Annotated in this window: 20 protein-coding genes; 12 read left to right on the plus strand and 8 right to left on the minus strand. The window is 69.7% G+C overall.

The annotated features are described in order from the left end of the window. The first annotated feature begins 9 nt into the window (after positions 1 to 9). The 7 genes from AC3RXZ_RS13780 (at position 10) to AC3RXZ_RS13810 (ending at position 5,394) form a co-directional block, all read left to right on the plus strand. Positions 10 to 711, plus strand: coding sequence for a WXG100-like domain-containing protein (locus AC3RXZ_RS13780; protein WP_491494382.1), 702 nt, complete (start codon positions 10 to 12; stop codon positions 709 to 711). Between the two features lie 3 nt (positions 712 to 714). Beyond that, complete coding sequence (locus AC3RXZ_RS13785; RefSeq protein ID WP_491494383.1) at positions 715 to 1,356, plus strand: hypothetical protein; 642 nt, start codon at positions 715 to 717, stop codon at positions 1,354 to 1,356. 54 nt (positions 1,357 to 1,410) lie between these two features. Next, positions 1,411 to 2,196, plus strand: coding sequence for an FHA domain-containing protein (locus AC3RXZ_RS13790; RefSeq protein ID WP_374208997.1), 786 nt, complete (start codon positions 1,411 to 1,413; stop codon positions 2,194 to 2,196). Next, positions 2,186 to 2,620: a DUF6630 family protein gene (locus AC3RXZ_RS13795; protein ID WP_491494384.1), complete on the plus strand. Its 435-nt coding sequence runs from the start codon at positions 2,186 to 2,188 to the stop codon at positions 2,618 to 2,620. Before AC3RXZ_RS13790 ends, AC3RXZ_RS13795 begins: the two co-directional genes overlap by 11 nt. A gap of 103 nt (positions 2,621 to 2,723) precedes the next feature. Beyond that, positions 2,724 to 3,017, plus strand: a complete 294-nt coding sequence (locus AC3RXZ_RS13800; protein WP_243231911.1) for a hypothetical protein — start codon at positions 2,724 to 2,726, stop codon at positions 3,015 to 3,017. Then, the gene (locus tag AC3RXZ_RS13805; protein ID WP_491494385.1) at positions 3,014 to 4,675 is read left to right on the plus strand and encodes an alpha/beta hydrolase; all 1,662 of its coding nucleotides are present in this window, start codon (positions 3,014 to 3,016) and stop codon (positions 4,673 to 4,675) included. The genes AC3RXZ_RS13800 and AC3RXZ_RS13805 overlap by 4 nt, the downstream gene beginning before the upstream one ends. 23 nt (positions 4,676 to 4,698) lie before the next feature. Next, positions 4,699 to 5,394, plus strand: a complete 696-nt coding sequence (locus tag AC3RXZ_RS13810; RefSeq protein WP_498265591.1) for a hypothetical protein — start codon at positions 4,699 to 4,701, stop codon at positions 5,392 to 5,394. 3 nt (positions 5,395 to 5,397) lie between these two features. Here AC3RXZ_RS13810 and AC3RXZ_RS13815 read toward each other — a convergent pair whose 3' ends face one another. Continuing rightward, positions 5,398 to 5,868, minus strand: a complete 471-nt coding sequence (locus tag AC3RXZ_RS13815; protein WP_243231903.1) for a recombinase family protein — start codon at positions 5,866 to 5,868, stop codon at positions 5,398 to 5,400. A 43-nt stretch (positions 5,869 to 5,911) separates the two neighbouring features. Next, entirely contained in the window at positions 5,912 to 6,901 is a 990-nt protein-coding gene (locus tag AC3RXZ_RS13820) for a malate dehydrogenase (protein ID WP_243231901.1), read from the minus strand. Positions 6,902 to 6,936: 35 nt separating this feature from the next. Here AC3RXZ_RS13820 and ypfJ point away from each other — a divergent pair, with 35 nt between their 5' ends. Further along, a complete protein-coding gene (ypfJ, locus tag AC3RXZ_RS13825) occupies positions 6,937 to 7,824 on the plus strand; it encodes a KPN_02809 family neutral zinc metallopeptidase (RefSeq protein WP_243231895.1) in 888 nt (295 codons plus the stop codon). Between the two features lie 55 nt (positions 7,825 to 7,879). Then, complete coding sequence (gene pip / locus AC3RXZ_RS13830) at positions 7,880 to 8,845, plus strand: prolyl aminopeptidase (protein WP_243231893.1); 966 nt, start codon at positions 7,880 to 7,882, stop codon at positions 8,843 to 8,845. A 74-nt stretch (positions 8,846 to 8,919) separates the two neighbouring features. Here the strand turns inward: pip and AC3RXZ_RS13835 are convergent, their stop codons facing one another. Together AC3RXZ_RS13835 and AC3RXZ_RS13840 are read right to left on the minus strand one after the other, a co-directional pair. Further along, complete coding sequence (locus tag AC3RXZ_RS13835; protein WP_243231891.1) at positions 8,920 to 10,662, minus strand: aldehyde dehydrogenase family protein; 1,743 nt, start codon at positions 10,660 to 10,662, stop codon at positions 8,920 to 8,922. A gap of 180 nt (positions 10,663 to 10,842) precedes the next feature. After that, complete coding sequence (locus AC3RXZ_RS13840) at positions 10,843 to 11,106, minus strand: glutaredoxin family protein (protein WP_243231889.1); 264 nt, start codon at positions 11,104 to 11,106, stop codon at positions 10,843 to 10,845. Between the two features lie 81 nt (positions 11,107 to 11,187). Here AC3RXZ_RS13840 and AC3RXZ_RS13845 point away from each other — a divergent pair, with 81 nt between their 5' ends. Next, complete coding sequence (locus tag AC3RXZ_RS13845) at positions 11,188 to 11,595, plus strand: SIP domain-containing protein (RefSeq protein ID WP_243231888.1); 408 nt, start codon at positions 11,188 to 11,190, stop codon at positions 11,593 to 11,595. 7 nt (positions 11,596 to 11,602) lie between these two features. Here AC3RXZ_RS13845 and AC3RXZ_RS13850 read toward each other — a convergent pair whose 3' ends face one another. Continuing rightward, a complete protein-coding gene (locus AC3RXZ_RS13850; RefSeq protein ID WP_243231879.1) occupies positions 11,603 to 12,055 on the minus strand; it encodes an FAD synthase family protein in 453 nt (150 codons plus the stop codon). A gap of 217 nt (positions 12,056 to 12,272) precedes the next feature. On the opposite strand from AC3RXZ_RS13850, the gene AC3RXZ_RS13855 reads away from it, so the two are divergent. Then, entirely contained in the window at positions 12,273 to 13,463 is a 1,191-nt protein-coding gene (locus AC3RXZ_RS13855; RefSeq protein WP_243231878.1) for a glycosyltransferase, read from the plus strand. On the opposite strand, the gene AC3RXZ_RS13860 is transcribed toward AC3RXZ_RS13855, so the two are convergent. From AC3RXZ_RS13860 to AC3RXZ_RS13870, 3 genes are read right to left on the minus strand one after another with little or no spacing between them, the layout of a single operon-like run. After that, positions 13,460 to 14,773 (minus strand): UDP-glucose dehydrogenase family protein, encoded by a 1,314-nt coding sequence (locus AC3RXZ_RS13860; RefSeq protein ID WP_243231876.1) that lies wholly within the window; start codon positions 14,771 to 14,773, stop codon positions 13,460 to 13,462. The two genes, AC3RXZ_RS13855 and AC3RXZ_RS13860, sit on opposite strands and share 4 nt — an antisense overlap. Beyond that, on the minus strand, positions 14,770 to 15,795 hold the full coding sequence (locus tag AC3RXZ_RS13865; protein WP_243231875.1) for a glycosyltransferase: 1,026 nt from the start codon (positions 15,793 to 15,795) through the stop codon (positions 14,770 to 14,772). The genes AC3RXZ_RS13860 and AC3RXZ_RS13865 overlap by 4 nt, the downstream gene beginning before the upstream one ends. Then, positions 15,792 to 16,817: a glycosyltransferase family 4 protein gene (locus tag AC3RXZ_RS13870; RefSeq protein WP_243231873.1), complete on the minus strand. Its 1,026-nt coding sequence runs from the start codon at positions 16,815 to 16,817 to the stop codon at positions 15,792 to 15,794. Before AC3RXZ_RS13870 ends, AC3RXZ_RS13865 begins: the two co-directional genes overlap by 4 nt. A 320-nt stretch (positions 16,818 to 17,137) precedes the next feature. On the opposite strand from AC3RXZ_RS13870, the gene AC3RXZ_RS13875 reads away from it, so the two are divergent. After that, complete coding sequence (locus AC3RXZ_RS13875; protein WP_243231871.1) at positions 17,138 to 18,106, plus strand: glycosyltransferase family 2 protein; 969 nt, start codon at positions 17,138 to 17,140, stop codon at positions 18,104 to 18,106. The last annotated feature ends 47 nt before the right edge of the window (positions 18,107 to 18,153 follow it).

Genomic DNA, 18,153 nt, shown 5'->3' on the forward strand with positions numbered 1-18,153 from the left:
CGCGTGGGCATGATGCTGCCGAACGAGCTCATCTGGGTCATGGACAAGATGGGCCTGGAGTGGCCGGACATCGACGAGGACGAGGTCCGCAAGGCCGCTGTGCTCGTTCGCGGATACCGGGACGACATGGAGACCCTCGTCCAGGCGGCCGACCGCCGGATCAACGGCGACATCGCTGCGGCGATGCGCGGTCAGGCCGGGACCGCCCACGTCACCGCGTGGAACAGCAACCGCTCCGAGAACGTGCAGCAGCTGCTGGACGTCCTGGGCCCCGCCGCGTCGGGCATCGACATCGCCGCGGACATCGTGCTCGCGCTCAAGGTCAAGGTCATCGCCGAGGTGACGCTGACGCTCGCTCAGCTCATCCCGCTGCTCGCCGCCGGTCCCTTCGGCGCCGGTGGAGCGGCCGCGCTCATCCTCGTGCGCAAGAAGCTGTTCTCGATGCTGATGGAGGCGACCCTGGAGAAGGTCATCGACGAGGTGATGCCCCTGGCGCTCGAACCGCTCGTCGACCAGGTCCCGGGCCTCGTGATGTCCCTTCTCGACGCGCCGGTCGTCGAGGACAACGTCGGCGACGTCGACGAGCTCTACGCCGACCTGGTCGCCCTCGACCAGGCCGCCGCCGACATGGACGCGCACGCGGACGACGTCGAGGAGCTGACCGATCGCCTGCTCGCGGACCTGGCCAACCTGCAGATCTCGGGGGAGTGAGCGATGTCGATGAAGAAGCTGATCCGGGACATCATGGATGCCGTCGACGACACCGGGCACGAGTTCAAGAAGGGATTCTCCGGCGCCTTCCGCAAGCGCGGCGGCAAGCACCGCGCCGATGCGGACGCCATCCGCGGCCTGGACCGGCGCAACGCCGGTCAGGTGCCCAAGCACCGCGCGGACGGAAAGCCCGCCTCGCACGCGAAGAAGTACGACATGCTCGAGGACGTCACGCGCGGGCGCGAGTATCAGCTGTCCGGGAAGACACCTCGGCACCGTGATCCGGACTACGACCTCGCTCGCGACTTCGGCCGATCCGTCGGTCAGGAGATCCGTGCCGTGCCCGGGGACGTCCTCGACGAGGTGAAGGGCATCCCGAAGAACGTCCCGGGGCAGGTCGTCGAGGAGCTCTACGAGGACGCCATCGGGCAGGACAACCCCGACAAGTACGGCGCCACCGCCCAGGGGGACGCGTCCTTCCTGGCCCCCGCCAGCGAGGCCGCGGTGCTCCGCGGTCTCAGCACGGCCGAGATCGCGGCGAGGTTCGGTGTGGATCCGGCATCCCTGCAGGGGGCGGACATCCAGGTGAAGGAGATCCCGGGCTCCCCCTTCGTCAGCGTGGAGATCGACGTCCCCGGCGCCTGACGCCCACGGTCGCGCCCCCTCCGTGGCAGGATGTATTGCCGAGGGGGTCCTCACGTGACTGATCTGAATCCTGCAGTGGAGCCTGAGGAGGCCGTCCGGCCGACGGAGAAGAAGCAGGCGGCGCCGCTGCGTCTGGAGTTCGCCGGAGAATGGCACGACGTGCCGGTCGGGCAGCCGTTCATCGTCGGACGTGAAGGCGACCTCGGAATCGACGACAACCCGTACCTGCATCGCCATTTCCTCGAGCTGCAGCATCGGGACGGACTGTGGTGGCTCGCCAACATCGGCGTGCGTCTCGCGGCGACGGTCTCCAGCGCCGGCGGCGCGGTGCAGTCCTGGCTCTCTCCCGGTGCGCGCATGCCTCTCGTGTTCGAGCGCAACGTGATCGTCTTCACGGCTGGTCCGATCACCTACGAGCTCAACCTGCACACCGAGGAGGCGCCGTACGAGGTGTCCCGCCAGGTCGAGGCCTCTATGAGCGGTGAGACGACGGTGATGCCCGCCAGCTTCACGCCTTTGCAGAAGCAGTTGATGGTCGCGCTCGCGGAGCCCATGCTGCTGCGCGAGGGTGTGAGCATGAACGAGCTCCCGTCATCGAGCGCCGCTGCCCAGCGTCTGGGCTGGACCATGAGCAAGTTCAACCGCAAGCTCGACAACGTGTGCGACAAGCTCGACCGCATGGGGGTGCAGGGGCTCCGCGGCGGTCCGGGCAAGCTCGCGACCAACCGTCGGGCGCGTCTGGTCGAGTACGCCGTGACCTCGCAGGTGATCACGCGCGCCGATCTGCCCCTGCTCGACGACGAGACCCTCCGGAACCAGGCCGACGCGGATGGCGACTGACGCCGCCACCGGTCGTGACTGGGCGCGGCTGTGCGCGCTGATCGACGACGACGCGGAACTTGCCGAGGCGGTGCGCATGACCGGCGAAGATCCGTGGGAAGCGCTGATCGACGGGCTGGACGATGCCGGCGCCCTCGCCTACCTGGACGAGGAGGATGCCGGGCCGGAGCTCGCCGAGGCCCTGGCTGGTCTTCCCCGCGTGTTCCGAGCGGGGGCGGATCTCGATACGGTCGAGGACATCGACGGCGATCTGGTCGCGGCGATCGTGCGCGCCGACGCGGTCCTGGCCCCGCATGGTCTGCGCCTCGTCCACCTGGAGGAGGAGCCGGACGCGCATCCGCTGGTCGCTGTTCCGATCGGGCACGTCGACGAGATCATCGCGCTGGCCGCGCGCCTGGGGCACCGGGCCACTTCGTTCCTGTGATTCCGGGTGACCGCCGGGGATGGGTACTCGTGCCCATCGTGTGACGCACTGCTCCGCCGATAGCGTTACGGCGAACCGCAGGGGTTCGCGTGGAGGGGTGGGCATGGGTGACGTCGAGATCTTCCGCGCCGAGTTGACGGCCGCGTCGGGGTCCTCGGGCCAGGCGGCGTCAGAGCTGCTGAACCAGTCGGCCGCCCTCCAGACGGAGGATGTCGGCATCCAGAACCCCGCGTCGCGACCGATGCTGCGTCTCGAGATGCATCGACGCGTGTCGGCGCTGCGGCGGAGCGCGCTCGCGCGCACCGAGGAGGGCAGCGGTCTCGCGGCGGCGACGCAGCGGATCGCCGACCGCTTCCAGGATCTGGATGTCGAACTGTCGGGGCAGGAGTCGTCATGACGCTGATCTCCCCGAACCGCGGATATGCCCTGGAGCGGCTCGACGGCGACACCGGCTCGATGTCGTGGTGGTCGGGGGAGTTCGCACGCGTGCAGGACCGACTCGAGACGCTGCGCGAGGCCGCGGTGCAGACGCACGGCCTCCCGGGCGTTGGTCAGGCCGTGAGCGCGGTGCGCGCGGACGCGACGAAGCTCGTCGCAGCCCTCGACGTCGACATGGATGAAGCGGACCTGCTCGCGCGCGTGCTGCAGTCCTACGCCGATGCGCACGACCAGTACGCACAGCCGGCGAACGCGATGATCGACGACATCGAGGCCGCGCACGCGGAGTGGCTCCGCTGCGCCGCGGACGCCGACGACGCGCAGTCCAGCGCCGACGACGCGGCGCAGGCCGGCGATGGCGGCCTGACGGCGCTGACCGAGCAGGCCGCGGAAGAGGCAGCCGCCGCCCGCGATGACGCCGCGCAGGCTCTCGCTGCGCTGTGGACGGAGTACGAACGGCTCCATGGAGGCTGGGACAGCGCTTATGACGACGCGGTCATGGCACTCGCCGGTGCAGCATCGCTCACCCCGCAGGAGCTGCGCGTTCTCGAACGCCTTCTCAGCGCCGACGGCAGCGCCGAGGTCCTCGAACTCTGGAACGCGCATCCGGATGTGCACGACGAGCTGATCGCGGCCCATCCGGACCTGATCGGCAATCTCGACGGCATCCCGTACGCCGTGCGTGCCGAGGTGAACATGCAGCGCCTGGAGGACCTCCTCGAGACCGAGCCGCCGGGACGCCGTCGCGACGAGCTGGAGGCGATCCAGCGGGCCCTGATGCAGGGCCAGGGGTCGCAGCGGCCCGCACTCCTCAGCTTCGACCCCGACGGGTCGGAGCAGGTGACCGCAGCCATCGCCCACGGGGATCTCACCACGGCATCCGAGATCAACACGCTCGTGCCCGGCATGAACGCGACGGTCGAGGACATGCAGGCGTGGGGGGAGTCGGCTCGCGCCCTCAACCGGTCGGCGGGACCGGGATCCGCGACGGTCGTGTGGTTCGGATACGACACGCCCAACCTGGCGGAGGAGCCGTTCATGGATCGGGCCGAGAACGGCGCCGCCGCGCTCGGCGCCTATCTGGGCGGTCTCCGGACGCTCTCGCCCGACGCGGACGTGAACGTGATCGCCCATTCCTACGGCAGCACGACAGCGGCGCAGGCGATCGGATCCCGGGCCGACGGCTTCGGCGTGACCGCGTTCATCGCGGTGGGCTCCGCAGGGTTCCCGGACGATGACACCGTCATCGAGAATCTGACGCGCCCGGGAGAACCGCGCGTGTACGCCACGATCTCGGAGGACGACGCCGTCGCGCGCATCGGTCGGGGCACGGCGTTCGGCCACTCGACCTCCCCGGAGACGATCGACCACGTGACGGTCTTCGACAGCGACGGCGGCGTGGACAGTGCGGGCGAGCCGCTCGCCGCATCGACCGGACACGGTGCCCTCGGACCCGGGGCCTACCTCGAGCCGGGGTCGGAGTCCTTCCACAACGTGTCCGAGATCATCCGGAGCGGTGAGCCGGGCACGGAGCGCGGTGGCGAGGGCAACACCCGGGGGTTCTGGGATGCTGGGAACTGGTGGATCAGCGATGAGTACGCACTCATCGACTTCTGAGTGGCGGTGAACGGATGCGCGGAGTGTTCCGTCGAGGACTGCTGGCGGCGCTGGCCGTCGGGATGGTGGTGACCATGACGAGTTGCGGACCGGCCGCGCCCACGGGCGAGGACCTGTACCGGGACGGTGAGAAGCGGTACACGGAGTACGCGACCGTGATGCACTCCGTGATCATGGCCGTGCACGAGGGCGAGTGGGAGGTCGAGTCGTGGGGCTCGGACCCGATCCCGTGCCGCGTGAACGGCGAACTGGACGAGAGGCCGACCGGCTACGGGTTCTCGTGGGTCCGTGTGCTCCAGCAGGAGCAGCTCGACGTCGACGCCGTGGTCAGCTCGGCCACCGCCGCCTTCGAAGAGGCCGGCATGGAGGCGCAGACGGTGACATACGGGAGCGGTGATCGGGCCGAGACCAACGTGATCGCCACGGGCGGGCCGGTCGTGCGCGGTGTGGTGACCGTGCGACCGCATCGGGGCATGATCGAGGTCTCGGCATCCCCCGCATGCTTTCCCGGCGATGCCGGTGAGCTCTCGGACATGATCTTCGACGGCCTGGTCTACGAGGACGCCTGGCGGCGGTTCCCGGCCTTCGAGGGGCCGGACTGGCAGCCGCGGTTCTACTTCCCGGAGGACGGCAGTCCGGTGTACTGGGACGAGGAGGGCACGCCGCTGGAGCCGCAGCCCACGCCGTCCGCGTTCCCCGAGGCGCCCTACGCGGAATAGGCCTCAGCGCACGGCGTCGGCGAGGTGCCGCGAGTCCGTGCTGAGCACCTTCACCATGACACCGCGCCGGCGCAGTTCGGCGACCGTGCGGGTCTCCTCGTCGCGGTCCCGTCCCAGCGCATGCACGTTGGCGACGACGAGGACGTCGCCGCGGTTCAGGGTCGCGATGAAGCGTGCCAGGCGATCGTTCCAGCTCTCCAGGATCTCCGGAGCCGGATGCCGGAACCCCTCGATCGGGACGCCGAAACGCGTGAGGTCGTTGCGCTGCTGGACCACCGGCGGCATACCCTCGCGGGCGACCACGAGACCGACCAGGCGCGAGCCCTTGGGGCGCGCGTGCCACCAGTCGTGGTTCTGCTGCAGCTCGGTGAAGCACTTCGGGCATTCCGCCGCGGGATGCGGAAGGTGCAAGGGGCTCGTCAGGGCGTCCGGCACCGGCACCGACCCCGTCGTCAGATCCGTCGTTTCACTCATCCGCGCACCTCCAGCATCCATTCTGCCCGCGGGCGGCCGGAAATCACAGCAGACCGAGCGAACGCACCGCCTCCCGCTCGTCCACGAGCTCGGCGACCGATGCCGCGATGCGCTCGCGCGCCCAGTCATCCGGTTCCAGGTCCTCGACGATGCGCCACTCGCCGTCCACCGAGCGCACCGGGAACGAGCAGATCAGCCCCTCCGGGACGCCGTACTCGCCGTGCGAGACGACGCCCGCGCTCGTCCAGTCGTCCGTGCCGCGCACCCAGTCGCGCACGTGGTCGATCGTCGCGTTCGCGGCCGAGGCCACTGACGAAGATCCCCGCACATCGATGATCTCGGCGCCGCGCTTGGCCACACGCGGGATGAACGTCGTCTCGAGCCACGCGGTGACATCCCCGACGCGCTCGGCGAGCGCCGCCGCGGCGGGACGCCCGTCGACGGTAGCGTGCGACACGTCGGGGAACTGGGTGGCCGAGTGGTTCCCCCAGATCGGCACACGGCGGACGGCGGCGACGGGAGCCTCCAGCGCCAGGGCCAGCTGTGCTCTGGCGCGGTTCTCGTCCAGCCGGGTGAGGGCGGTGAAGCGCTCGGCCGGGACGCCGTCGGCGGACGCCGCCGCGATCAGGGCGTTCGTGTTGGCAGGGTTGCCGACCACCGTGACCCGCACGCCGGGGGAGGCGTTCTCGGCGATCGCGGCGCCCTGCGGGCCGAAGATGCCGGCGTTGGCGGCCAGCAGGTCGCCGCGCTCCATGCCGGGACCGCGCGGCCTCGCGCCGACCAGGAGGGCGAGGTCGCAGCGGTCGAACGCGACGGCCGCCGAGTCGGTCACCTCGACGTCCTCGAGCAGCCCGAACGCGCCGTCTTGCAGCTCGAGGGCCGCGCCCTCGGCCGACTTCAGGCCCTGCGGGATCTCCAGAAGCCGCAGCCGGACCTTCTCGTCGGGACCGAGCAGGTCGCCGGCCGCGATGCGGAACAGCAGCGCGTAGCCGATCTGCCCGCCCGCGCCCGTGATGGTGATCGTGGTGCTCATGTCCCGAGACTACGCCGCGCGCTACTCTCGTTGCCATGACGTTCAATCCGGATGCCGACATCTCCGGGCATCGCACGAAGCGCCGCGGACGCACCGCCGCGATCGCCGGCGGCGGCGCGGTGGGTCTCGGCGCGATCGCGGTGCTGGTCGTCAGCCTGCTGTCGGGCGGAGAGATCGACCTGTCGCCGTTCCTCGGCGGTGGCACGGGCGAGCAGGAGACGAGCAGCTCGGACGGTGCGCTGCTGGACTGCGACTCCGGTGCGGACGCCAACGCCACGGTCGAATGCCGCATCGCCGGCGCGCAGGTCGCCCTTGACGAGTACTGGGCAGAGAACCTCAGCGGGTACACGGTTCCGGGCATGATCGTGGTCGACGGTTCGACGCCCACGGCGTGCGGCACGGCATCCAATGCGGTCGGCCCGTTCTACTGCCCGGCCGACACGACGGTGTACATCGACCCCACCTTCTTCGATCTCATGCAGCAGCAGTTCGGCGCCTCTGCGGGGGACCTCGCGCAGCTCTACATCGTCGGGCACGAATGGGGGCACCACATCCAGAACATCCGCGGCACGATGGCGCAGTACCCGAACAACGGCACGGGCCCGGCGAGCAACGGCGTGCGCATGGAGCTCCAGGCGGACTGCTTCGCCGGGGCATGGATCGGCGACATGACCGAGCAGACGGACGATCAGGGCGTCCCGTATCTCGAGACGCCCACCGAGCGGCAGCTGGAGGACGCGCTCAACGCCGCCCTCGTCGTCGGCGATGACCACATCCAGGAGATGTCCGGGTTCTCGAACCCGGAGTCGTTCACGCACGGCTCCAGCGCGCAGCGGCAGTTCTGGTTCGCGACGGGGTACCAGGAGGGGCTCGGGAGCTGCGACACGTTCGCCGTGCCGGCCGCTGAACTCGAAGCGCGCTGACGCACGCGGTAGCGTGAATCGCAGCTGGAGAACGAAGACCGGGGGGTCGAAGCCGATGAACCTGGATGCGCTGTATCCGCCGATCGAGCCGTACGACGATGGGGTGCTGCTCGTCGGCGACGGGCATCGCGTCGCGTGGGAGGTCAGCGGCAACCCGGACGGCAAGCCGGTCGTCTTCCTGCACGGCGGGCCCGGCGCGGGAACCAGCGAATGGCATCGGCGGTTCTTCGACCCCGAGAAGTACCGGATCGTGCTGTTCGACCAGCGCGGCTGCGGTCGCAGCACGCCGCACGCGAGCGCCCCGGGGGCGGACCTGCGGTTCGTGACGACCGCGCACCTCATCGCGGACCTCGAGCTGCTGCGCCGGAACCTCGGCATCGCGAAGTGGCAGGTGTTCGGCGGCTCGTGGGGGAGCGCCCTCGCGCTGGCGTATGCGCAGGCGCATCCGGATGCCGTGACGGAGCTGATCCTCCGCGGCATCTTCACGCTGCGTCGTGCGGAGCTCGAGTGGTTCTACGAGGGTGGAGCCGCGGCGCTGTTCCCCGACCTGTGGGAGGACTTCCTCGCACCGATCCCCGTGCTCGAGCGCAATCGGATGCTCGAGGCCTATCACCGCCGGCTCGCCGATCCCGATCCGGCCGTGCACGTACCGGCGGCGGTGGCGTGGAGCACCTGGGAGGCGTCCACGATCACGCTGAGACCGGATGCCGAGACCATCGCGCGCATGTCCGAGCCGGAAGCGGCCGTCGCGTTCGCGCGCATCGAGAACCACTTCTTCGTCAACCGGGGCTGGTTCTCCGAGGGGCAGCTGATCGCCGGCGTGGAGGCGATCCGGCACATCCCCGCGGTCATCGTGCAGGGGCGCTACGACGCGTGCACACCGATGATGACGGCGTGGGACCTGCATCGCGCGTGGCCGGAGGCCGAGTTCGTGATGGTCGAGGACGCCGGCCATGCGGCATCCGAACCCGGAATCCAGCGCGCCCTGCGCGGCGCGACCGATCGGTTTGCCGACGACTGACTGCGCCCGCCCCTTTCGTTCGTTGAGCGAGCGGAGCGAGTCGAAACGCGGTGACGAAGACGGGACAGGCCTCGTCAGGCGCGCAGCGCCTGCAGGAGCGTCTTCACGAGGCCTGGGACGCCGCCGTCCGCGCGGAAGCGCGTCAGGCCCTCGCTGACCTGCGCGCCGGTCCTCGCCGTCACGAACCACGGCGGCTTCGGCAGGATCGTGAATCGACCGCCGCCGTTCACGATCGGGAACGAGCGGGGGAAGGGGCGGAACGGCCCGCGCACGATCGAGCGCTCCACACCGTCCAGCAGCAGGGCGTTGTGGACCACGCCGATGCCGCTGCCGACATCCTGGACGGTGCCCCCGGGGAAGGCACCCCAGGTCAGTGTCGGGGTGATGAAGCCGAACGCCGTCCAGGCGTTCACCGCGATCGATCCGTAGCGCAGCGCCGTCAGGGCACGCTCGAATCCCGTTCCGAGCGCGCGCTCGGTCGCCGGGTCGATGAGCAGATTCGCGCCGAGGGTGCCCTGCAGCTTCTGGTTCGCGTGCTCCACCGCGGCATCCAGGAAGTCCTGCCCGAGCCCGGCCACCTCGACCACGCCGAGCACGGGGGCGAAGTACTCGGTGCTCTCGAGAGCTGCGGCGTCCTCGTCCTCACCGATCTCCACCAGCACGCGGTCGCCGAGCGCCAGCGCCCCCGGGTAGTCCTCGGCCGCCTGCGTCATGCGCGATGACGACCCCGGGTACCAGATCGGACGCTCGGGGGCCTTCGCGTACGCGTGCCGCAGGGCAGCCAGGAACTGGTCGCGCTGCGCCCAGTCGCGGGACAGGATGACGACCTGGCCCGCGATGCAGTTGTGGCCACTGTTCTGCAGTCGCATGGTCGCGATGTGCTCGGCGTGGAAGGTGAGGTCGGCATCGGTCCAGTCGCCGGGCACGACGATGATGGGCGAGACGCCGCCGAGCTCGGCCGTGATGGGCTTCTTGAGCAGCGGACGATTCTCGCGTCGGCGGCGCCGGCCTGCGGCATCCCGCCCCCAGACGATCGCATCGAACGTTGCGGCAGAGCCCGTGATGTGCACGTGTGCGAACGTCTTGTGCGCGGTCAGGAAAGCGCCGACGGCCGGCCCTCCGCGCACGATCCGCAGGAAGCCGGGTTCGACGAGCGGGGCGAGGGCGTGCTCGAACACGGAGACCAGGCGGTCCTGGGTCGGGTTCACCTTCAGCAGCGCGACGCGGTTGTGCGCCAGCAGCTCGTAGAGCACGTCCAGCACAGGGATCGACGTGACGTTCCCTGCGCCCAGCACGAGTCCGACGCCGCCCGGCTCGTGCGGAGTGCGCTGGGCGAGGCCGGATGCCGCACGCACCTGCCGAGGGGTGATGCCCGGTTCCAGCCACACCTCGCCGGTGAAGCCCGACAGCAGCATCCGGTCGATGCCCATGAGCGGGAAGGCGTGCACGCGCGTTCGTCCGCCCGGGGCACGGTCGATGCGGACGCCTTCGAGCGGATTGCGGCCGTCCGCGATGCGCGACAGCGTCTCGATGTACGCGTCCAGGGCGCCGAGGGTGCTGTACGGGCCGCTCAGCCATTCCTCGCCGCGCAGCGGATGCCCGCCGGTGAGGCCCTTCGTATCCGCGGCCGTGTTCGCCCACTCGTCCGCGGACGCCGCGACACTCGCACGCACCGCGCGCAGCAGTGTCACGCGCTGCGCGACCGACAGGTGCGACCAGGTGCGTGAGCCCGCCGTCAGGTCCGAGATCGCGGCGTCGAGTGCGTCGCGCTCCGCCTGATCGAGTCCGTCCTCGGTCGCCTTGGTCGTCGAAGCCATCGTCGCCTCCTTGTCGCGTGCTCTCAGCCTATGCCGCGCCGAAGCGCTGGATGCGGCGGGTGAACGCCGGATGCCGCACCGCAAGTGCAATCAAGGACAATGCGGCTGCGCCTGACGGTGCGTTGCTGCCCTCTCGGTGCGTGGTCGCGAAGGCCGCGAGGCCACGCGCGGGGCGCCGCTTCAGATCAGCGACAGCTCGCGGAGCTTCGCTTCGACGTCGGCGTTGGACGGCTCGACGTGGTGCGAGGCATCCGGGTACACCACGACAGGGATGTTGGTGCGGCCGGAGATCTCCTTGGCGACGTCGGCGGCGGCAGGGTCCGCGACGAGGTCGACGTAGGTGTAGGCGATGCCCAGCTCGTCGAGCTGCTTCTTGGTGCGGATGCAATCGCGGCACCAGTCGGCACCGAACATCGTGATCGTGTCTGCGGCGGGAGAGGTCATGGTTCCAGGATATGGCCGTCCGGCTGGGCGGGCGTCGAACGGGTCTTGCCAAGTTAGGTAACCCTTACCTAGAGTCGTACCGTGACCTCAGCATGCGAGCATCTGGACGATCCCGACTGGGAGAACCTCGAGGGAGCCGTGCTCATCGCCGGCGATTCCCACGACGTCGCCGGGATCCGCGACATCTGCGCGCGACTGCCCTGGGACGCGCAGGGGGTCGTGCTCATCGAGGCCGTGGCGCGGGTGCAGCAGCGGCACCTCGATGTTCCCGAAGGGATGTCGGTGCGGTGGCTGCTGCGGGGCGAGGGCACGCGGGCCCGGCCGCGCGGAGAGCGGCTGGCAGCGGCCGTGCACGCGTGGTGCGTGGAGTGGACCTGCAGCGACGAGCCCGCGGCGGCGTGGACCCTGTGGCTGGGACCGCACACGCCTCCCCGCGTCGCACAGATGGCGCGCAGTCTGCTGGGAGTCAGGACGCCTCCGGCATCCTGACCGGCCGTCAGCGCTGCGCAGCCAGAGCGGGCGCGGTGCCGGCGGTGAGGGCGTCGAGAGCGCGGCGCAGGGCCGTGCTCGAGGTGTGCGCGGTGTACGGGAAGTACACGACCTCGACGCCGACAGCCTGGAACTCGCGCTCCAGGCGCAGGCCCTTCTCGGTGCCGCGCCAGTCGTCGCCCTTGAAGAAGTGCGTGAACCCGACCTCCCGCCAGGCGTCCATCTTCGACGGCGTGGTCTCGACGTGCACGTCGTCCACGAAGGAGATGTGCCGGACGATCTCGACGCGCTCGGCGGTCGGGACGACGGCTTCGATGCCCTTCACCTCCCGCAGCATCTCATCGCTCACGACGCCTGCGACGAGCACGTCGCACTGCCGGCTGGCATGGCGCAGAAGGTTCAGATGGCCGACATGGAACAGGTCGAATGCTCCGGCGGCATAGCCGATACGCGTCCCCATGATCTCCCCAGATCAGATTCCCCAGAAGCACGGCCCCCACGGCCGGCGACGACGGCTCCCACAGCCGTATCCGGTCAGTGTAGCGGGCGGGCGCACGCGGCGCACCACATTTCTCTCGGCGGTACGAACCGTGGCGCGAACGCATAGCCGGACATGACACGATGGATGCCGGCAACCGGCGCGCCAGGAACAAGGCCCGGATCGGGAAGGGGGACACGTGACCGTCGACGTCACCGTCGTCATCCCGACCTACAACGAGCGCGACAACATCGCCGAGCTCGTTGACCGCGTGGGCGCGGCGCTCGCCGGGAGGCGCGCTGAGATCCTCGTCGTCGACGACAGCACCGACGCGACGGCCGACGAGGTCGTGCGGGTCGCGGCGTCCGCGCCGCTGCCGGTGCGAGTGGTCCGCCGCGAGCGCAACACCGGCGGGCTCGGCGGCGCGGTGGTCCGAGGTCTCGCCGAGGCGGAGGCGGACATCTGCGTCGTGATGGACGGCGACCTCCAGCATCCGCCCGAGCTCATCCCGGCCATGTTGGAGAGGCATGCCGCCGGAGATGCGGATGTCGTGGCGGCGTCGCGCTACATCGGCGGCGGGGACTCGCACGGACTCGGCACGGCCGTGCGGTTCGGGGTCTCGCGCGCGTCCACCTGGCTGACCAAGGCGATGTTCCCGCGCCGGCTGGCCGGCTGCACCGACCCGATGACGGGGTTCTTCCTTGTGGATCGCCGTCGCATCGAGCTCGCCGATCTGAAGCCGCAGGGGTTCAAGATCCTCCTCGAGATCCTCGCCCGGTCGGACGTGCGCGCCGCCGAGGTGCCGATGCGGTTCCACGAGCGGCGCCACGGCACATCCAAGGCCTCGCTGCGTCAGGGCGTGACCTTCGTCGCGCATCTGACCCGGCTGCGCTTCGGAAAGATGTCGCTGTTCGCCGTCATCGGGCTGGTCGGTGCGGTGGCGAATCTGGCGATCATGTGGATCCTGACATCCCTCGGGACGCCGTACATCTGGGCCGCGATCATCGGCGCCGAGGTTACGATCATCGGCAACTTCCTGCTGCAGGAGCGGTTCGTCTTCGCGGACATGCGTCCGGATGCGCGAGCCCTCGGCGCCCGATTCGCGGCATCGTTCGCGTTCAACAACGTCGAGGCGGCGCTGCGCATCCCCGTCATGGCGCTCATGGTCGAGAGCTGGCACATCTCCAGCGTGCTCGCGACGGCGATCTCCCTGGTCGTCGCCTTCTTCGCGCGGTTCCTGTTCCACTCCCTCGTGGTCTACGCGCCGCGACGGGCGCGGAAGGCGGATGCCGCGGCTACCGGGGCGGCGGTGGAGCCGAAGGCGGACACCGCCGCGCAGCGGATCATCCGGGCGATCGACGCCGAGGCGATGAAGCCGGGGGAGCTCTAGGGGCGCCCCATCCCGTGATAGCTCCAGCCGGCCGCTCTCCACGCCACGGCATCGAGGCAATTGCGGCCGTCGATGATGACCCGCCCCGCCACAAGGCTGCCGGCATGCTCGGGGGTGAGATGGCGACGGTACTCGTCCCATTCGGTGACGATGATCACCGCATCCGCGTTGCGCAGGGCGTCGTCCCGATCCTGAACATACGTGAGCTGAGGGTGCTGACGCCGAGCGTTCTCGATGGCCTGGGGATCGGTGACCGTCACGTCAGCTCCGAGACCGCGCAGACGCACGGCGACATCGAGAGCCGGTGAGTCCCGGATGTCGTCGCTGTACGGCTTGAAGGCCGCGCCGAGCACCGTGACCCTCTTGCCGACCACGGAGCCGCCTAGGGCGTCGACGACAAGCGCAGCGGCCCGTTCGCGTCGCCGGAGATTGATGGCGTCGACCTCGCGGAGGAACCCGACCGAATCGCGTCGTCCGAGTTCCTCAGCACGTGCGGCGAACGCTCGGATGTCCTTGGGCAGGCAACCCCCGCCGAAGCCGATGCCGGCGCCGAGGAACCGGCGCCCGATACGGACATCGTGTCCGATGGCGTCGGCGAGTTGCGTGACGTCGGCGCCCGTGACCTCGGCGATCTCGGCCATCGCGTTGATGAACGAGATCTTCGTGGCCAGGAAGGCGTTCGCTGCGACCTTGACGAGTTCGGCTGTGGCGAGGTCGGTGACGATGAACGGTGTGCCCTTGGCCACTGCGGGGCGATAGACGGACCGGATCTTCTCGATGGCGGGTTCGGCGCCGGTAGCGTTCGCGTCGATCCCGACGACCAGCCGATCGGGATCGACGGTGTCGGTGACCGCGAAGCCTTCGCGGAGGAACTCCGGGTTCCAGACGAGCACGGCACCGGCCGCCTCGATCCGCGGCGACAGCGCCGCTGCCGTTCCGACAGGAACCGTGGACTTACCGGCGACGACATCTCCGGCGGCCAGGTGGGGAAGCAGGCCATCGACCGCGGCGTTGACGAACGTGAGATCTGCTGCGTGCCCGTCCTTCTGCTGAGGCGTTCCCACGCCGATGAAGTGCACCTCGGCACCGCGAGCCTCCGAGATGTCGGTCGTGAAGCGGAGGTTCCCCGAGGCCAGCCCCGCCGTGAGAATCTCCTGAAGGCCCGGTTCGAAGAACGGTGCGACGCCCGAGGACAGCGAGGCGACCTTGCGGTCGTCGACGTCGATGCCCACGACCTCGTGGCCGATGGATGCCATGGCGGCCGCGTGCACCGCACCCAGGTAGCCGCAGCCGATGACGGACAGTTTCACGAGTCGACTCCTTCGTTGTCGCGCGCGATGGCGATCGCGCGCCGGAATGCGGCGATGTGCTTGTGCCGGGACACCTGCCAGTCCCGCGCGGACAGGTCCGGCCGCTCCCCGCGGTTGCGGACGGTTCTGAGCCCGCGCTCGAGGTCACACGCGGTCAGAGTGCCCTCGAAAGTGACAACCCAACCCGGCCCCACCTCGTGGGCGAGAGCCCGATTGACGGCGTTGTCGGGCACGAGAACGGGCCGATCCGCCGAGAGAGCGGCCAGCACGGTGCCGCTGTTGTGCATGTGCCGGTAGGGAAGGACGATCAGTTCCGCCGCGGTGATCGCCGCGACGAGTTCGGCGTCCGACAGGAACCGCGGATCGACGTCCACTCGGGGGTCACCCTCCGACGTCGCATACAGAGCCGCCACGAGGTCGTCCGACGAGGGCTTTCCGGCGATGCGGAGAGTCAGCGACGGGTCATCGAGGCGGACGAAGGCGCTCACGAGGTCTTCGACTCCCTTGTAGCGCCGGATCAGGCCGACGTAGCCGAAACGACCGCGGGTCGTCGCGCTCCGAGGGAACTCGGCGAACCAGTCCCGGTAGTGACCATGCTCGATGGTGACCCCGGGGATCTCATCGCGCTGCGGGGTCTGGTCGTTGAGTCGGATGTCGAGGGTGGTCAACCCGTCGATCCGGTCCAGGACGAACTGATCGAAGGCGCTGATGTTCGTCGGTCGCTCGAGATTGTGCACGGTGCGGACGATCGGGACCCGCGTGATCCCCCATCGTGCCAGCAGCAGCAGGGTGGCGGCACGTCGCGCGGCCCTCCCGCGCCAGGTATGGCCGCCGACGAGCAGTTCGGGCCAGTGCAGGTGCACCACGTCGTACCGACCGAACAGCGCGGCTTTCGGCCGGTAGGGGATCACGTCCGCGTCTTCGCTCAGGGCCCGGAAGAGCTGGGTGATGTACGGATTGGTCGTGGCCTTGGGCTCGCGGAACGACTCCAGCACGCGCAGCCGCGTCTGCGGCGTGGTCATCGCGGTGCTCCGGTGGAGAGGGCGCTTTGGTACCAGGTCCGGACCAGCCCGGGAAGTCGTGACGTCGCCCATCGATCGGTCGGTGCACCGCCGACGACGCGGGCATCGTCGAGTGCATCGACGATGTTCTGCACGATGTCTCCGTCGAGCGACGCGACGTGTCCGTTGGTGCCGGCCAGAGCAGGCGGACCACCGAGGGGCAGGCACACCACGGGGCAGCCCATCGAGCTCGCCTCGGCTACGACCCAGCCGGCCTGGTCCCGCATCGAGGGGAACAGGAAGGCCTGAGCCTCTGCGATCGCGGCCAGCACCTCGGCGCGAGGACGATGACCGAGGAACTCCACCCGCTCGCTGACCTGGAGGCGGGCGGCGCGCGTGCGCAGTCGCTGCTCTTCGTATCCCCTTCCGTAGATCTGCAACGTCCATTCGTCGGTTCGCGCGATCGCGTCGATCGCGAGCGAGGCGCCCTTGAGCGCGATCAGACGGCCCGCGAAAACCGCCCGGTAGGGGATGATCCGCGCCGCGCGTGCCGGGAGGTCTTCCAGAGCGGCGTTCGGCTCGACGACGACCGAGGACGAGCGCCTGCGGAAATGAGAGGCGACTTGATCGTTCTGACAGACGATGAGCGCAGCGCGACGGGCGACACGGTCGCCGACGAACTGCCGGACGATCCCGGTGAACGTCGCGCGTACGACTTCGGTTACGGTCCCGCGCACTCCGAGCCACCGGGCCAGGCGGCGAACCGGCGGCGCGCTCGCGCCGCCGACGGGGCCCCAGACCAGGGGCACGTCGCTCAACCGACGCAGCCCGCACGGCATCCAGTCGTTCGCGAAGGAGACGTGGTGGGTCACATCGAACCCGTGCGCCGCGTGCAGCTTCCGGGCGACGCGCCCGAGCGCCCGCTGCCATGCGGCGTAGTACCAGTACAGGTCCCAGGAGTGCTTCTTCCACCGCATGACGCGAGGAGACAGATCCAGGTACTCGACGTGCAGATGCGCGCTGAGCTCGTGGTCCGCGGCCAAGGCGGATTCGATCGGGCCCCGGAACCGCTCGCGGGTGATGACCCATACATCATGATCTCGCGCTGCAGCGCGCGCGAACTCCCATCCAGCACGAGCTTCGGGTTCGGACACGGGCCCGCAGGCGTATGCTCCGATCAGCACGTGCAGGCGCCGATCGTCCGCGCCCGGATCCGCGTGCGCACGCATGATGTCCCCCTCGCCCAACCCCAGTCGGCTCGTCGCGCCTGTCCCCGAAGCACGACTTGTTGAATACTAAGTCATACAGGGCACCGGATGAGTCTGTCCATCCGCAAGGGGGCCCGATCTGGGGAGGGTGTCCGGTGACGACTGCAGCGGAGGTGCCGAACGTCGCGATCTGCGTTCCCACATTCCAGCGCCCGGACGATCTCTCGCGGCTGCTTTCGCTGCTGCCGGCCACGATCGCTGCGGCGCAGCGCAGCGGGCGCGCCGGCCGCGTGGACGTCATCGTGATCGACAACGACCCTTCGGCTGGCGCTCGGGATGTCGCGCGGGCTGCGCCGATCGCGTGCCGCTACGCGGTCGAGGCCGAACGCGGCGTCGTCGCCGTGCGCAACCGTGCGCTCGACGAGTCCGCCGATGCCGACGTCCTCGTCTTCATCGACGACGATGAGACGCCCGCGGACGAGCAGTGGCTCAGCAGGCTGCTGAGCGCTTGGCGGACATACGACGCGCAAGCTGTCGCCGGTCCCGTGCGGACCGTCGCAGATGATCCGCTCGACTCCTGGATCGTCGCGGGCGAGTTCTTCGCTCGGGCGCATCGCGCCAGGCTCGGAACAGGGGACGGGATCGCCCGTGCTGCGACGAACAATCTGCTGCTCGACATGCGCTTCGTCCGTCGCGAAGCGCTGAGGTTCGACCCCCGGTTCGCGCGCAGCGGTGGCGAGGACTCCCTGTTCACGTCGCAGCTGCATCGCCGCGGCGGCCGCATGGTCTGGTGCGCGGAGGCGGGAGTTCTGGACCACCTCCCCGCGCAGCGTCGCACCAGGGAGCACGCACTCCGACGCACACGCGGTATGGCGACCGTCGGCGTGACGGTAGCACTCGCTCTCGCCGATTCGCCGGCGGCCCGAGCGCGGGTGAGGATCAAGGCCGTCGTCGCCGGCGTCGGACGATGGGCGGGCGGCGTCGCTCGAGTCATCGCCGGTGGTCTGCTTCGTTCGGAACGTCTTGACGCGATCGGTCGTCGCGAGTGCGCCCGGGGAACAGGCAGCCTCGAAGGCGCACTGAATCGATCGCCGGAGTTGTACGGTGGTGGCGGGGACCGATAGTCGCGTTCGGGAAGAACGGGTGCGGACACAGGGGACAAGGGGACACG

The organism is Microbacterium cucumeris (assembly GCF_058349845.2).

Bases quoted from the DNA above. Each gene is read 5' to 3' on its own strand.
- AC3RXZ_RS13780 (WP_491494382.1), top strand. From the start codon at position 10: ATGATGCTGCCGAACGAGCTCATCTGGGTCATGGACAAGATGGGCCTG.
- AC3RXZ_RS13820 (WP_243231901.1), bottom strand. From the start codon at position 6,901: ATGAGCACCACGATCACCATCACGGGCGCGGGCGGGCAGATCGGCTAC.
- AC3RXZ_RS13785 (WP_491494383.1), top strand. From the start codon at position 715: ATGTCGATGAAGAAGCTGATCCGGGACATCATGGATGCCGTCGACGAC.
- pip (WP_243231893.1), top strand. From the start codon at position 7,880: ATGAACCTGGATGCGCTGTATCCGCCGATCGAGCCGTACGACGATGGG.
- AC3RXZ_RS13850 (WP_243231879.1), bottom strand. From the start codon at position 12,055: ATGGGGACGCGTATCGGCTATGCCGCCGGAGCATTCGACCTGTTCCAT.
- AC3RXZ_RS13805 (WP_491494385.1), top strand. From the start codon at position 3,014: ATGACGCTGATCTCCCCGAACCGCGGATATGCCCTGGAGCGGCTCGAC.
- AC3RXZ_RS13835 (WP_243231891.1), bottom strand. From the start codon at position 10,662: ATGGCTTCGACGACCAAGGCGACCGAGGACGGACTCGATCAGGCGGAG.
- AC3RXZ_RS13865 (WP_243231875.1), bottom strand. From the start codon at position 15,795: ATGACCACGCCGCAGACGCGGCTGCGCGTGCTGGAGTCGTTCCGCGAG.
- AC3RXZ_RS13840 (WP_243231889.1), bottom strand. From the start codon at position 11,106: ATGACCTCTCCCGCCGCAGACACGATCACGATGTTCGGTGCCGACTGG.
- ypfJ (WP_243231895.1), top strand. From the start codon at position 6,937: ATGACGTTCAATCCGGATGCCGACATCTCCGGGCATCGCACGAAGCGC.
- AC3RXZ_RS13800 (WP_243231911.1), top strand. From the start codon at position 2,724: ATGGGTGACGTCGAGATCTTCCGCGCCGAGTTGACGGCCGCGTCGGGG.
- AC3RXZ_RS13795 (WP_491494384.1), top strand. From the start codon at position 2,186: ATGGCGACTGACGCCGCCACCGGTCGTGACTGGGCGCGGCTGTGCGCG.
- AC3RXZ_RS13815 (WP_243231903.1), bottom strand. From the start codon at position 5,868: ATGAGTGAAACGACGGATCTGACGACGGGGTCGGTGCCGGTGCCGGAC.